Source organism: Akkermansia muciniphila, assembly GCF_002884975.1.
Classification (GTDB): Bacteria; Verrucomicrobiota; Verrucomicrobiia; order Verrucomicrobiales; family Akkermansiaceae; genus Akkermansia; species Akkermansia muciniphila_C.
This window is the reverse complement of the sequence record NZ_PJKB01000001.1, coordinates 950,296-963,341: the sequence shown is the minus strand read 5'-3', so window position 1 is coordinate 963,341 and position 13,046 is coordinate 950,296. Positions and strand designations below refer to the sequence as shown.

Genomic DNA, 13,046 nt, shown 5'->3' with positions numbered 1-13,046 from the left:
ATGGAATTGGAAACTGGTGTTGCGTTCTGCTGTTAGCGGGTGAGGTAGCGGTTCTGCTCCCTGCCTTCCTCGGAATGGGGGAGGCAGGCGTTGAAGGGATCCGTCAGGGCCACGAATTCCTCCTTGAACTTGGAGACCATGGCCTGGGTGGGCCAGGAGGCGGCTTCACCGAAGGCGCAGACCGTCTTTCCTTCAATCTGGTTGGCCACTTCAATCAGCAGGTCCACGTCTGACGGGGAGGCCTTGCCTTCCAGAATGCGGGTGCTGAGCTGGACCATCCACGGGCAGCCTTCCCGGCAGGGGGTGCACTGGCCGCAGGATTCATGGGCGTAAAAGCGGTTGATGTTGTTCATGGCCCAGGGCATGGAGCGGGAATCATCCATGACGATGATGGCGCCGGAGCCGGACATGGAGCCGTACTGGGCGATGCTGTCCAGGTCCAGCGGGATGTCAAAGAAGGAGATTTTGCGCATGGAGCCGTCCGGATTCTTCGTCTTGTATTCCACGTCCGTGCGCATCACCTTGGAGGAGGAGCCGCCGGGAATGACGGCCTTGAATTCACGTCCGTCGCGGGGGCCTCCGCAGACGTCGTAAAGCAGTTCGCCGAAGGTCATGGAACCGGAAATGATTTCATAGAATCCCGGGCGCTTCACGTCGCCGGAGACGCCGAGGATGCGGGTGCCGGGGGAGCGCTTGGCTCCTTCCTGGCTGTAGGCTTCTCCGCCCATGGCGATGACGTGTTTCACCTGGCAGAGGGATTCCACGTTGTTCACGATGGTGGGGCAGCCGTACAGGCCGATGGCGGCCGGGAAGTAGGGGGGCTTGATGCGCGGATAGGGGCGCTGGCCTTCCAGGGAGTTGATCAGGGAGGTTTCTTCACCGCAGATGTAGGCGCCGGCGCCGCGGTGCAGGTGGATTTCCAGGTCATAGCCGGAACCCAGGATGTTTTTACCCAGGAAGTTGTGTTCCCGGGCTTCCTGAAGGGCCTTGAGCATGGTTTCCGCGGCCAGGGGGAATTCCTCGCGCATGTAGATGTAGGCCAGATGGGCCCCCACGGCGTAGCAGGAGATGATCATCCCTTCCAGCAGCTGGTGGGGGTCCTGGTGGACGACGAAGCGGTCCTTGAAGGTGCCGGGTTCGGATTCGTCACAGTTGCAGATCAGGTAAACGGGCTTGGTGTTGTTCGGCGGAATGAAGGTCCACTTCACGCCGGTGGGGAAGCCCGCGCCGCCGCGGCCCCGCAGGCCGGATTTCTTCACCTCGTCAACGATGGCCTTCGGCTCCATGCCGAGCGCCTTTTTCAGTTCTTCATAGCCGCCGTCGGCCAGGTAGCAGTCAATGGAAGTGTTCCAGCCTTCGCGGTTGACGTTTTTCAGGATGCGGCGCGTTTCCCTGGGGTGGGGTTCTTTACCGGGAAGATAGGTGATGCTCATGGAGAAAATCTGGTGCGGGGTGGAAAGGGTTAGGCGTTCTGGTGCTTGGCGATCACTTCCTCCAGCAGTTCCGGAGTGACTTTTTCATACAGGAGGTCGTTGACCATCATGTTGGGGCCGAAGCCGCAGTTGGCCAGGCATTCCACGCCCTCCACGCTCCACAGGCCGTCCGGGCTGACGCCGATGGGGTGGTGGTGGTCAATGCCGCTCTTGTCAATGCCCAGGCGCGTGCAGATGGCGTCAAAGAGGCTGTCCGCTCCCGCCATGGCGCAGGAAAGGGTGCGGCATACGCGGAAATGGGTCCTGCCGGGGCACATCTGGCGCAGGCCGGGATAGAAGGTGACCACGCCCAGCACGTGGGCGGCGGAAATGTTCAGTTTTTCCCCTGTCCAGGTGATGGCGTCTCCGCAGATGAAGCCGAACTTTTTCTGGATTTCATGCAGGATGGGGAGCACGGCGGACTTCTGCTTGCCTTCCGGATAATGCGTGATGTATTCGCTTGCGGCGGCGTCAAGTTCCGGCGTTACTTCAAAAGGAGGGTAAAACCGTTCGCCCGGGCTGGGCTGGTGGGCGATAGTCGCGTCGATGGCGTTTTCAGCGTAATCGGACATGGGGAGGAAATTTGGTGTTTGAGTTGGAAAGGAAAAAGGGAGCGTATGTTTAGCGGTCGCATTCGCCCATCACGAAGTCGAAGGAGCCGAGAATGGCCGGAACGTCGGAAACCAGGTGGCCTTTCAGCAGTTCCGGCAGGATGGACAGGTTGCAGAAGGAGGGGGAGCGCATGCGCAGGCGGTTGGGAAGTCCGCCTCCCTTGGAATCCAGGAAGAAGCCCAGTTCTCCCTTCGGGTTTTCCGCGGCAAAGTAAACCTGCCCGGCGGGAGCGTTCACGCCCATGGTAGTGGCCATGAACTGGCGGATCAGGGATTCCATGTCCGTCATCACCTTCTTCTTTTCAGGCAGGGTGCCCTTGGTGTCCACCATGTTGATGGGGCCGTCCGGCATGGTTTCAATCACCTGGCGGATGATGCGCAGGGACTGGCGCATTTCTTCAATGCGCACGGTAAAGCGGTCGTAGCAGTCGCCGTGTTCGCCCACGGGGACGTCGAACTCGTAATTCTCGTAACCCAGGTAGGGGTTGGTCTTGCGCAGGTCGCGCTTGACGCCGCTGGCGCGCAGGTTGGCCCCGGTAAGGGCCCAGGAAAGCGCCTTTTCACGGCTGATGGTGCCCACGCCCTGGAGACGGTCAATGAAAATCTTGTTCCGGAGCAGCAGGGCTTCCGTTTCATCCAGGGTCTTGGCGGCTTCATCACAGAATACCAGCACTTCCTTCAGCATTTCATTGGGGACGTCGCGCGTCTGGCCGCCGATGCGGGTGTAGGAGGAGGTGAAGCGGGCCCCGGTAAGCTGTTCGTAGAAGTTGTGGATTTTTTCACGTTCCTCATAGCAGTACAGGAAGACGGTCATGGCGCCTACGTCCATGCCGTACACGCCCACGCCCAGGATATGGGAGGAAAAGCGGGAAAGCTCCAGGGCCAGCACGCGCAGGGCCTGTCCGCGGGGCGGCAGTTCCCAGCCCAGCAGTTTTTCCACCGCGCAGGCATAGGCGATGTTGTTGGAGAGGGGGGCCAGGTAGTCAAAGCGGTCGGTGTACGGGACGAACTGGTTGTACTGGATGGTCTCCCCGATCTTTTCCATGCCGCGGTGCAGGTGGCCCAGGACGGGATCACACGTAATGATTTCTTCACCATCAAGTTCCAGCACCAGGCGCAGCACGCCGTGGGTGGCGGGGTGGGAGGGGCCCACGTTCAGGGTCATCGTTTCTCCGAGCGGTTCGGAAGTATTGGTGAGATAGTCTGCGTTAGCGGCTGTATCTGCAATGGCGAAAGTTTTAGTGCTCGTCTTCATGTGGATGTCCGTGCCTGGCTGAACCTGATAATGGTGCCGAATGATTATGCCACTTCACACCATGCGGGCAAGCCAAATGTCAGTTTTTTTGGCATTCCGGGGGAGCTTTCCGTGTTGATGCGGAAGTCTCCTCAACTTATGAATGTTAGTTGATTCTAACAATGAATGCCGCAGAGGATGGTAATGGATATGGTGCGGAGGGAGTTGGAATCCGAAGGCAATTTGCGAGGGCGCGGGAACCATGAGGCGGGGAGGTGCTTCTCCGGTGGAAAGAGCCTGAAAGGCGAGAAATCACCTCCCTTTATTTTACGACATTCTGGGGAATGAAGTGCATTTCCTGCTCCGCGATGCCGAATTGCCAGGTGGCCGTCTGCCAGAGGCTGGTGGAAAGGTTTTTCCACCGTACCTGCACCGTTACGGGGCTGAGGCGCAGGGGACGGGAGGGCGTCCATTTCAGTATTTTCTCCTTGGGGTCAAACTGGGCGTTGACCAGTCCGAAGCCGGAGACGCGCATCTCCACCTGCTTGGGGTCAAAGGCGGATTCACGGGCCAGGGAAATGGAGATGTCCGGGCTCTGGCTCTTTACCACGGTATTGGCCGCCGGATAGACGGGCTGGGCTGGCGCGGGATAGGAATCCAGCGTGTTCCCGCGATTGTTGCCGGGTGTGGCCGCCGGAGTTTCCGGAGCGGTGGGGACATTGAAGTTCACGGCTCTGGTGAAGGTCTTGGGATCCTTGCCGAAGACCATGTAGCGGTGCACGCGCCAGCGGTCCGTGTCCTTGGTCACTTTTTTGGGAATGACGGTGAAGGCTGCCTGGAATCCGGCTTCCTCCGCCTTCGTAATCATGTCCGGCAGGACGAAGCCGCCCGGATAGCAGTAAGCCTCCACGGCGGAGCCGGGAAACCTTTCCTGGAGGATTTTCCGGGAAGCGGCTATCTCCGCCTCCGCCAGGTCCAGCACCCCCTGGGTTCCCTTCCGCTGGGCGGCGCGCCAGGATTTGGGGTACAGGTGGCTGACGGAGTGGCTGCCCAGGGTGGCGCCGTTGTCCAGCATTTCCTGAATCTGGTCATGGCTCATGGCGGAGCCGCGGCCCGTGATGAATTTGGTATAGGGAAAAACGGTGAACGGGAATCCCGTTTCCTTCAGGATGGGGTAGGCGTCCGTGTAAACGCTCTTCCAGCCGTCGTCAATGGTGATCATCACGCATTTGGCGGGGAGCTGCCTGCTGCCGAGTTTCCATTCCAGGAACTCCTTCATGGAAATGACGGGCACGCCGCTGGCCTTCAGCGCCTGCATCTGGGCGCGGAACACGTCCGTATTCATGCGCATTTCCGTGGCGGGCAGGGTGCGGCTGAAGTCATGATAGCCCAGGATGGCGACGCGGGTTTCATGCTGGGGAACCGGAACAGGGGAGAAAGCCGTGGGAGGAATGACCGGGCCCGCAGGCTGCACCGGGGCGCGCAAGTGCGTTTCTCCGGGGATAGGTTCCGCATTCGGGATGGGCTCTGCGGAGGGAATGGAGGCGCCCGTTTCTCCCGGAATGGGTTCCGCCATGGGGATGTTTTCATCCCTCCGGTTGGCTTCAATCAGTTCCCGGACGGGAACGACGCCGGCAGCAGGATCCCCCTTGATGGTGCCTCCGATGACCGGTCCGGGCGCCAGGGGAAGGGGTGCGGCAGGCGGCAGGTCAGGGGGGAGTTCGGCCCATGCGGCACCGGCTGCAATCATGAAAATGGAGAGGAGGCCTGAGGCGGAGCGCATACCTGCAACTACTATTTTTAAGTTTCCTGTTCAACCTTAAACTCAGGCAGGCATGACAGCCTTTCCCTGCCGCATGCGCTCCCTTTCAGTTCCGTACGGATTTTTCCGGACTGAACCCGTTCCCGTTAAAAAGCATACAGACTCATTTTCCGCTCGCCGAAAAATGGGGAGGTGTTTAGTCTGTCCGCAGACATGAGCTGTATTTGTCATTTCTTCAAAGTTCTGGCGCGCCGTGCGGGGCTGCTCACTACCGTGGCCGCCGCCTTTTTTCTGGGTGCATCGGCTGCCGAGGCTTCTGTACAAGTGACGGAACCCGCCTATCCCGCCACGGAAGCGGGGGGGGAGTCCCAGTATAGCCATTTTCCCATTCCCCTGAACCAGTACAAGCCCGCTCCGCCGGATGCCGGCCTGATGCAGGTGCTTACGGAACGCAACGAGCAGTCCGGCGGCTTCAACCTGGCCGTGACGCTCGTCTTTCTGGGTGCCATTATCCATACCTTCCTGGCGGGGCGCTTTGAACGCTATTCCCACAAGCTGGCCCTGCGCTACAAGGAAAAGCTCAAGGAAACCAACTTCCGCGTGATGCACCCGGAGGAGCGCCTTCCGGTCTCCTTCGCGTCCGCCATCTTCCATTTCCTGGGGGAAGTGGAAGCCGTGTTCGGCATCTGGATCATCCCCTTCATGTTCGTGTGCTGGAAGTATTATTCCTTTGAGGACTTCTCGGCCTACTTGAATTATGACTGCTCCTTCACGGAGCCCATGTTCGTGATGATCATCATGATCATCGCCTCTTCCCGCCCCATCTTCAAGCTGGCGGAATCCGTAGTTAACTACGGCGCCAAACTTGGAAAATCTTCGCCCGGGGCCTGGTGGATTTCCGTGATGACCCTCGCCCCCCTGCTCGGCTCCCTGATTACGGAACCTGCCGCCATGACGATCGGCGCCCTGATCCTGAGCAAGAAGTTTTACGACCTCAAGCCGAAGAAGACCCTGATGTACGCAACGCTGGGGCTGCTCTTCGTGAACATCTCCATCGGCGGCACCCTGACGCATTTTGCCGCCCCGCCCGTGGTGATGGTGGCGGAAAAGTGGGACTGGGGTCTTGCGCACATGATCCAGCACTTCGGCTGGAAGGCCATTTCAGCCATCATCATTTCCAACCTGGCCTACTTCTTCCTCTTCCGCAAGGAGTTCGGCCGCCTGGCCGCCCAGCAGCGCGAGTTCAACGAGTTTGACGACGCCGTTCCCCAGTCCTGGGAAGACCGCAATGACAAGATTCCGGTGTGGGTGACGCTGGCGCACGTCTGCTTCCTGACCTGGACGGTCCTCTTTGCCCATGAACCGGTCATGTTCATCGGCAGTTTCCTCTTCTTCATCGGCTTTACGGTGGCTACTCCCCAGTACCAGAACCAGATGTCCCTGCGTGTTCCCATGATGGTGGGCTTCTTCCTGGCGGGCCTGGTCATTCTGGGTGGCGTGCAGGCCTGGTGGCTGGAACCGGTGCTGACGCGCCTGGGGGATTACGCCATGATCGGCGCCACGCTGCTGACGGCATTCAACGACAACGCCGCCGTCACCTTCCTGGCGTCCACGGTGCCCAACCTGCCGGAAGCCGTCAAATACTCCGTGGTGGCCGGCGCCGTGACGGGCGGCGGCCTGACGGTCATCGCCAACGCCCCCAACCCGGCGGGGCAGGCTATTCTGGGCAAGTACTTCAAGGGCATCAATCCCCTGTGGCTGTTTGCCTGGGCAGCCTTCCCCACGGCTGTCGTGTTCATTTTCTTCACCTGCTTCGGCCATTAAGGGCCGGAGCCGGACGTTACTTTTATGTTTACCGGACTCGTTGAAACAACAGGAACCGTAGAGGGGTTTACGCCCATCAACGGCGGAGCCAGGCTGACGCTGGTTATTCCGTTCGGCCATGAACTTTCCCTGGGTGATTCCGTCGCCGTCAACGGCTGCTGCCTGACCGTGGACGCGCTGGACGGGGAGCGGGTCTCCTTTGACCTGCTTTCCCAGACACTCCGCGTCACCAGCCTGGGGAACCTCCAGCCCGGGGGGCTGGTGAACCTGGAACGCGCCATGTCCGCCATGGACCGCTTCGGCGGCCACTTCGTGATGGGTCATGTGGACAATACCGGGACGATTACGGCCCTGGAGCCCGTGGGTCAGGACCACCGCCTGGAAGTGCGCATTCCGGATGAACTGGCCCGCTACTGCATTGACAAGGGGTCCATCACCATTGACGGCATTTCCCTGACGATCGCCAATCTAGACGGCTCCCGGCTGGAATTCTGGATTACGCCCCATACCTTCGGACGCACGAACCTGCAATGCGCCGTTTCCGGCCAGCCGGTGAATCTGGAAGTGGACATGCTGGCCAAGTATGTGGAGAAGCTGTTTACTGCCCGTGAAAAGGCGGAGGGGTGAGGCTTTCCGTCAACGAGGGCGAAGTGTGAAACCCGCAGGGCGGATTGATTTTTGTGGAGGGGGAAGGCGTATTCCGCGGGCTTGTGAAAACATGACCCCTGTTGGAAGGGGCACGCCGGGATAACGGAAAGAAGCCGGCAACGGCAAATACCAGGACCGAAGGTCCTGGAGCCCAGGTGGGTGTTGATTGATATGCCGTGGGGAAGCACTGTTCAGTCCTCCCCCCGTGTAAGAATGCCTTACTTTGCCATTCCGCCTTTGGCTGTGACCCATTTGCCGCGTTTGATGACCCGGTCAAAGGAGAGTCCGTTGCGTTCAGCCGCGGCTTTCGTTTCTTCCCATTGGGAAGCCAGAATCCCGGAGATGACCAGAACGGCATCTTTCTTCATGGCCGCGATGATGTGCGGGAAGGCTTTTTGCAGAATGGTGGAAAACAGGTTGGCGACGACCAGGTTGCCCTTCTGCCGGGCTGCGGGCGTCCATTCAAAGACGTCCCCTACAAATAGATCCAGCTGTTCCGCCGTGACGGCGTTGCGTTCCATGTTGTGACGGGCCACTTCAACCGCCATGGGGTCAAAGTCGAAGGCCGTGGCGTGTTCCGCCCCCAGTTTCAGCGCCGCAATCGCCAGTACGGCGGTTCCGCAGCCGATGTCCGTCATGGTCCAGGCTGTTTCTTTGCGTGATTGGGCGAAGTCGGCAATGAAGCGCAGGCAGGTGGACGTGGTGGCATGGTCTCCGGTGCCGAAGGCCATTTCCGCCGGAACGCTCAGGATCCGGCGTCCGGGGAATTGTTGTTGCAGGGCGGCAAGCTTTTCTGCGGAGCTCTGTTCCGTGATAACCAGGGAATTCCTTATCCTGAGCGGGGCGCGTTCCTCCCGGTTCTGGGCCGCCACCCAGTCACGTGTCTTGATTTCCCGGACAGTGCCGCCAAAATACTGCTTCAGGGTCAGGGCGTCTTCTTCCCGGTCACAGTAAACGGTAATCCTGATGGTCTTGCCTCCCTTGATGATGGTGATGGAGGCATTGGGATTTCCGGCAATGCGTTCACTCCACGCGTCTTCCCATTTGGCGGGGGACAGTTTGTTCCAGCTCCAGGTCATGCGGGGAGTATGGAAGCTTTTCCGGCAGGAGGCAAGGACGGATGCAACGGAAGGAAAAGTTGAAGAAAGCTGCAATGGTTTATCCATTACAGGGGGTTATTCCCATAAAGGCCATGAAGCGGCGCAGGGGCTTGCGGCGCTCCGGAAACTGGCCGGAACTTACAGGGATTTTCCGTTGGGCCACATCAGCATCCGTTTCAGGAAGCGTTCATTGTTGACGGTGACCTTCGGGAAGAGGCGCCTGCTGGATTCCTTGAGCGCCCTGATGGCGTCTTCGCCCTGCAGCGGCGTACGGTCGGAACCGCCGATGACGGCGCGCAGCCATGCGGTCTGGGGCATGTCATAAGCTTCCACGGCCTTGAAGGGCATGCGTTCACGCCAGTTGGCGCCTCCCGTGGTGCCGGGAATGTTCAGGCGCTTGTTGACGTCAAAGAGGGCGGGCCAGAGGATGGCCGCGTAACGGGAGTTGGAACGGAACAGGGCATTGTACATGGCCGTCTTGATTTCCAGGTTCCAGCAGGAGAGCCATGTTTCCGGTTGCATGCCGGCAAAGTCAGCAAACCATTTCAGCAGGCGAGCTCCGTCTTCCGCCTGGTGCACAATGCTTTCCTGCTCCGGGCCGGACGGCGTTTTGGGAGAGGTGCCCTCCCACAGGCCCAGTTTCTGCGCACGCTCAATCTTGGCGTAGCTGTCATTCCAGGTCTGCATGATGGTTTCAAAGTCATGCGTGCCGAACGCCGCAAAGGAGCATTCATGGTATTCCTTTCCGGGGGTGATGGTGCCGTCCGTCCTGATTTCCCAGTGGGGTATCTTGAAGCCGGGAATGTTAAGCTGGCGCATGTTCGGGCGCACGTAATCCGGCACGCAGCCCAGGTCTTCCCCCACCACGCTGACCCCGGGGGCGGCGGAGAGCAGGAGGCGCAGGTACAGGTCTCCGTCCGTCAGGTTCAGGTTGCGGTCCACGGCGTTGTCATCCCCGCGGGGCTTGAAGCCGGGAAGCCTGCCGCCCGTCCTCTGGGCCGCCTGCTCAAGGGTAAGAGGCAGGAAAACCTCGTTTTCCGTGGGTTTCCACGGGAAGGAGTAAATGCGGTAAAAACCCAGGATGTGGTCAATCCTATACATGCTGAAAATCTTGGTGCAGTACTTCACCCGGCGTCTCCACCAGGCAAAGTTGTCCTGGGCCATGACGTCCCATTTGTACAGGGGAATGCCCCAGTTCTGCCCCCATTTTCCCGTGAACGGGTCCTCCGCGTAATTGCCTTCCGCCGGGGCGCCGCCGCACCAGTCCGTATCAAACAGGTAGCGTTCAAAGAAGACGTCCGCGCTGCTCAGGGAAACGCCGATGGGGATGTCCCCCATCAGTTTCACGTTACGTTCGTCCGCGTAAATCCGGATGAATTCCCACTGCTTTTCACAGAGCCATTGAAGCCAGCGGGTGAAGTCCTTTTCCTCCTCGTAATCGGCGGCGATGGCCTTGGCCCGTGCGGGGTCCTGTTCCGGCCAGTGCCACCAGATTTCCGTGCCGAACAGGTCACAGAGGACCTGGAAGCAGGCAAAGTCTTCCAGCCAGCTTCCCTGTTCCCTCACCCATTCCCGGAACTTGGGCATGATGCCTTCATATTCCGGCTTGGTCTTAAAATTGTTCCATGCATCCCGCAGAATCCACATTTTCCAGAACCTGACCTTGGGGTAGTCCACCAGGTTGGGGCCGGAGGGCTGTTCCCACGGCAGCGTATCCCCGGTTTCATTGAAAACGCGTTCTTCCAGGCCGGGAATGGTCCAGGGTTCCAGGGAAAGGTACAGGGGCTCCAGAGCGATGGAGCTGATGGCGGAATAGGGGGAAGGGCATTCGTCCCGCCCCAGGGCATTGACGGGCAGGAGCTGGAGAAATCCCACGTGGGCGTCCGCCGCCCAGTCAATCCACTGGCGCAGGGCCGTCAGGTCCCCGATGCCGTGGTCGTTGTTGCGGCGCAGGGAGAACAATGGCAGAACTACGCCGGCTAATCTCTTTTCATCCATATCAGAACGCATGCTTGAACGGTTTCCCGGATGGACCTGTGCCAGCCGTGGAAACCGTGAGTGGCAGAATAGCATCCCCCGGAGGAATGCGGCAAGCCTAATACGTTGCCTTTGCGCCATGATTCGGGGTTGGCGCAGGAAAAACGCGCGATAGTTTTCCCGCCTGTCCGGCATGAATGGAAGGCGCATGGACACGAAAGACGGGATTTTTCTTTTTGAAATGGCATCCTGCATAAACAGGCGCAAATTCTGCTTCCATCCGCAATCTGTGCCAGTTAAAATCATACGCAAATGAAATTGGCACTTCTCCCTTCCGCCCTGCTGGCGCTTCTGGCTTCCTGCGGTCCCAACAAGCATATGAATGCCTGGGAGCGGCAGAGTTCGGCGCTGGATCCCGTGGGCATCACGTCCAAGAAAATGGCGGCCAAACACAGGGCGGACCAGGCGTCTTACAAGCCGGGGGAATCCGTCACGTTCAAGAAGGAAAAGTTGATGGTGTTCGAGCAGAATCCGGAGAATAATTTTTCCACGAGCGGAACCGTCAAGGGGGGCGTGAAAACAGCCAAGGTGCTGGTTTGCGGAGATTTGTTCGCCAAGGTTGAATTTGAGGACGGCAGCCAGGGATACGTGAGCCTGTCAGAAGTAGTCAATCCGCAGGAAATGATGGGCTTTTATCCCGTCACCGCTCCCGACATGGCAGGGCCGGACGGGGCCCTGCTTCCGCTGCCCGCCAATATGGGCGCCGTCAGCCCGGAAGCCGCTGCGGCTTCCCGTGAGCTGGATATGTCCCGCATGAACACCTCCCTGGTTCCTGTGCCAGACTCCGCTTCCCCGTCATCTTCGGGAGCCGCGCCGCAGGAACCCCCTCCGGTTAGTGCGCCCCTCCCGGAATCAAGCGTGAAACAATAAGCGCCTTTGGCGCAGATGCCGGGGAGCAGGGATGGGACGATATATTTCGGCTTGCGCTGCGGTGGTCTCTCTGAACCCTGTTTCCTCCCTGTCCGACCAATGGCGGCAGCCTATTCCGCCGTCAGCTCATACGCCACGGCGTCCGTTACGGTGACCGTGGCGAATTCACCCACGGGCAGGGTGAGCGGGACGGAAACGGTTCCGTCAATGTCCGGGGCGTCCCACTCCGTTCTGGCTACGCCGGGCGCATCCACCAGCACGCGTATTTTTTTGCCGATCTGGTCCTGGCCCGTTTCCGAGGCAATGCGGGTCAGCAGCAGGGTGGCTTCATTATAGCGGCGCGCCTTGGTCCGGTGGTGCACCTGGCCGGGCATCTTGTAGGCCTTGGTGCCCTCCTCCCGTGAGAAGGTGAAAATACCGGCCCGTTCAAAGCGGAATTCTTCAATGAACTCCATTAGCTCCTGGTGGTCGTCCTCCGTCTCTCCGGGGAATCCGGTGATGAAGGTGGTGCGGATGGCGATTCCCGGAACGGCCTTCCGGATGTCCCGCAGGAGGCTGCGGATGTAGTCCCCGTCCGTCACGCGCTGCATGGCGCTGAGCATGTTGTCGGAAATGTGCTGGAGGGGGATGTCCACGTAGCGGGCCACCTTGGGGCTTTCCGCAATGGCGGCGGTCAGTTCGCCGCCCCAGTGGGCGGGGTGGGTGTAAAGCAGGCGTATCCAGAATTCCCCTTCAATGGCGTTCAGGGCGCGGATCAGGGTGGCCAGGGATTCCCCGCGGGAGGAGTCCACCGCACTGCGGCGGTTCGGGCGCGCGTCCGTCCATTTGTCCATGCCGTAATAGGTGATGTCCTGGGCAATCAGGCAGATTTCCTTTACTCCGGACTGGATGAGAGCTTCCGCTTCACGCACCACGTCCTGCTGGGAGCGGCTGCGGTGGCGTCCCCGGATCATCGGGATAATGCAGTAGGCGCAGCCGTGGTTGCATCCTTCCGCTATCTTGATGTAGGCCGTATGGGGAGGGGTGAGGCGGTAGCGCGGCGTGTCCCAGTCCGGCACGTACTTGCACTTGCCTTCAATAAAATTTTTATCCGGAGCGGTTCGCTCCATCACCTCCGTGATGATTTCCGGGAGTTTGGTGACCTGGTCCGGGCCGATGAAGGCGTCCACCTCCGGCAGCAGGGCGGGAAGTTCCTTCTGGAAGCGCTGGGACAGGCAGCCCGCTACAATCAGCTTCTGGTTTTCCGGATAAGCTCCGTTCTCCCGGGCGCGCACGACGTCCAGAATGGCGTCGATGGCTTCCTGCTTGGCCTGGTCAATAAAGGCGCAGGTGTTGACCACCATCACGTCCGCCAGCTCAGGTTCCGGGGTCATGGTCATGCCGGCCTTCTGCATGTGGCCGATCATGATTTCAGAGTCAATCAGGTTCTTGGGGCAGCCCAGGGAAATAAGTCCAACGGTGAGAGGCATGGCAGTGAGTGAAGAGCGT

General features: G+C 59.7%; 10 protein-coding genes. 3 read left to right on the top strand and 7 right to left on the bottom strand.

Annotated elements, in window-relative coordinates; translation table 11 throughout:
* Positions 1-32 precede the first annotated feature (32 nt).
* The 4 genes from nuoF to CXU21_RS03885 all read right to left on the bottom strand — a co-directional run bounded on the left by nuoF (position 33) and on the right by CXU21_RS03885 (position 5,067).
* Positions 33-1,433 (bottom strand): NADH-quinone oxidoreductase subunit NuoF, encoded by a 1,401-nt coding sequence (gene nuoF, locus CXU21_RS03900; protein ID WP_102714208.1) that lies wholly within the window; start codon positions 1,431-1,433, stop codon positions 33-35.
* A 29-nt stretch (positions 1,434-1,462) separates the two neighbouring features.
* A complete protein-coding gene (locus CXU21_RS03895) occupies positions 1,463-2,044 on the bottom strand; it encodes a complex I 24 kDa subunit family protein (RefSeq protein WP_102714206.1) in 582 nt (193 codons plus the stop codon).
* Positions 2,045-2,093: 49 nt separating this feature from the next.
* Positions 2,094-3,338 carry an NADH dehydrogenase (quinone) subunit D gene (nuoD, locus tag CXU21_RS03890; protein ID WP_102714204.1) on the bottom strand — a complete coding sequence of 415 codons (1,245 nt, stop codon included), beginning with the start codon at positions 3,336-3,338 and terminating at the stop codon, positions 2,094-2,096.
* Between the two features lie 301 nt (positions 3,339-3,639).
* Complete coding sequence (locus tag CXU21_RS03885) at positions 3,640-5,067, bottom strand: polysaccharide deacetylase family protein (protein ID WP_180972623.1); 1,428 nt, start codon at positions 5,065-5,067, stop codon at positions 3,640-3,642.
* Between the two features lie 225 nt (positions 5,068-5,292).
* On the opposite strand from CXU21_RS03885, the gene CXU21_RS03880 reads away from it, so the two are divergent.
* On the top strand, positions 5,293-6,903 hold the full coding sequence (locus CXU21_RS03880; RefSeq protein WP_102725123.1) for a putative Na+/H+ antiporter: 1,611 nt from the start codon (positions 5,293-5,295) through the stop codon (positions 6,901-6,903).
* A gap of 24 nt (positions 6,904-6,927) precedes the next feature.
* The gene (locus CXU21_RS03875) at positions 6,928-7,530 is read left to right on the top strand and encodes a riboflavin synthase (RefSeq protein WP_102725122.1); all 603 of its coding nucleotides are present in this window, start codon (positions 6,928-6,930) and stop codon (positions 7,528-7,530) included.
* A gap of 239 nt (positions 7,531-7,769) precedes the next feature.
* On the opposite strand, the gene CXU21_RS03870 is transcribed toward CXU21_RS03875, so the two are convergent.
* Complete coding sequence (locus CXU21_RS03870) at positions 7,770-8,630, bottom strand: 50S ribosomal protein L11 methyltransferase (protein WP_102725431.1); 861 nt, start codon at positions 8,628-8,630, stop codon at positions 7,770-7,772.
* A 159-nt stretch (positions 8,631-8,789) separates the two neighbouring features.
* Positions 8,790-10,661, bottom strand: coding sequence for a 4-alpha-glucanotransferase (locus CXU21_RS03865; protein ID WP_180972622.1), 1,872 nt, complete (start codon positions 10,659-10,661; stop codon positions 8,790-8,792).
* Positions 10,662-10,940: 279 nt separating this feature from the next.
* On the opposite strand from CXU21_RS03865, the gene CXU21_RS03860 reads away from it, so the two are divergent.
* A complete protein-coding gene (locus CXU21_RS03860; RefSeq protein ID WP_146016942.1) occupies positions 10,941-11,558 on the top strand; it encodes a hypothetical protein in 618 nt (205 codons plus the stop codon).
* 110 nt (positions 11,559-11,668) lie between these two features.
* On the opposite strand, the gene rimO is transcribed toward CXU21_RS03860, so the two are convergent.
* Complete coding sequence (gene rimO / locus CXU21_RS03855; protein ID WP_102725119.1) at positions 11,669-13,027, bottom strand: 30S ribosomal protein S12 methylthiotransferase RimO; 1,359 nt, start codon at positions 13,025-13,027, stop codon at positions 11,669-11,671.
* Positions 13,028-13,046: the final 19 nt, after the last annotated feature.

What these genes read in the sequence shown, in the direction of transcription:
- nuoF (WP_102714208.1), bottom strand. Translation starts at nt 1,433, where the DNA reads ATGAGCATCACCTATCTTCCCGGTAAAGAACCCCACCCCAGGGAAACG.
- CXU21_RS03895 (WP_102714206.1), bottom strand. Translation starts at nt 2,044, where the DNA reads ATGTCCGATTACGCTGAAAACGCCATCGACGCGACTATCGCCCACCAG.
- nuoD (WP_102714204.1), bottom strand. Translation starts at nt 3,338, where the DNA reads ATGAAGACGAGCACTAAAACTTTCGCCATTGCAGATACAGCCGCTAAC.
- CXU21_RS03885 (WP_180972623.1), bottom strand. Translation starts at nt 5,067, where the DNA reads ATGATTGCAGCCGGTGCCGCATGGGCCGAACTCCCCCCTGACCTGCCG.
- CXU21_RS03880 (WP_102725123.1), top strand. Translation starts at nt 5,293, where the DNA reads ATGAGCTGTATTTGTCATTTCTTCAAAGTTCTGGCGCGCCGTGCGGGG.
- CXU21_RS03875 (WP_102725122.1), top strand. Translation starts at nt 6,928, where the DNA reads ATGTTTACCGGACTCGTTGAAACAACAGGAACCGTAGAGGGGTTTACG.
- CXU21_RS03870 (WP_102725431.1), bottom strand. Translation starts at nt 8,630, where the DNA reads ATGACCTGGAGCTGGAACAAACTGTCCCCCGCCAAATGGGAAGACGCG.
- CXU21_RS03865 (WP_180972622.1), bottom strand. Translation starts at nt 10,661, where the DNA reads ATGCGTTCTGATATGGATGAAAAGAGATTAGCCGGCGTAGTTCTGCCA.
- CXU21_RS03860 (WP_146016942.1), top strand. Translation starts at nt 10,941, where the DNA reads ATGAAATTGGCACTTCTCCCTTCCGCCCTGCTGGCGCTTCTGGCTTCC.
- rimO (WP_102725119.1), bottom strand. Translation starts at nt 13,027, where the DNA reads ATGCCTCTCACCGTTGGACTTATTTCCCTGGGCTGCCCCAAGAACCTG.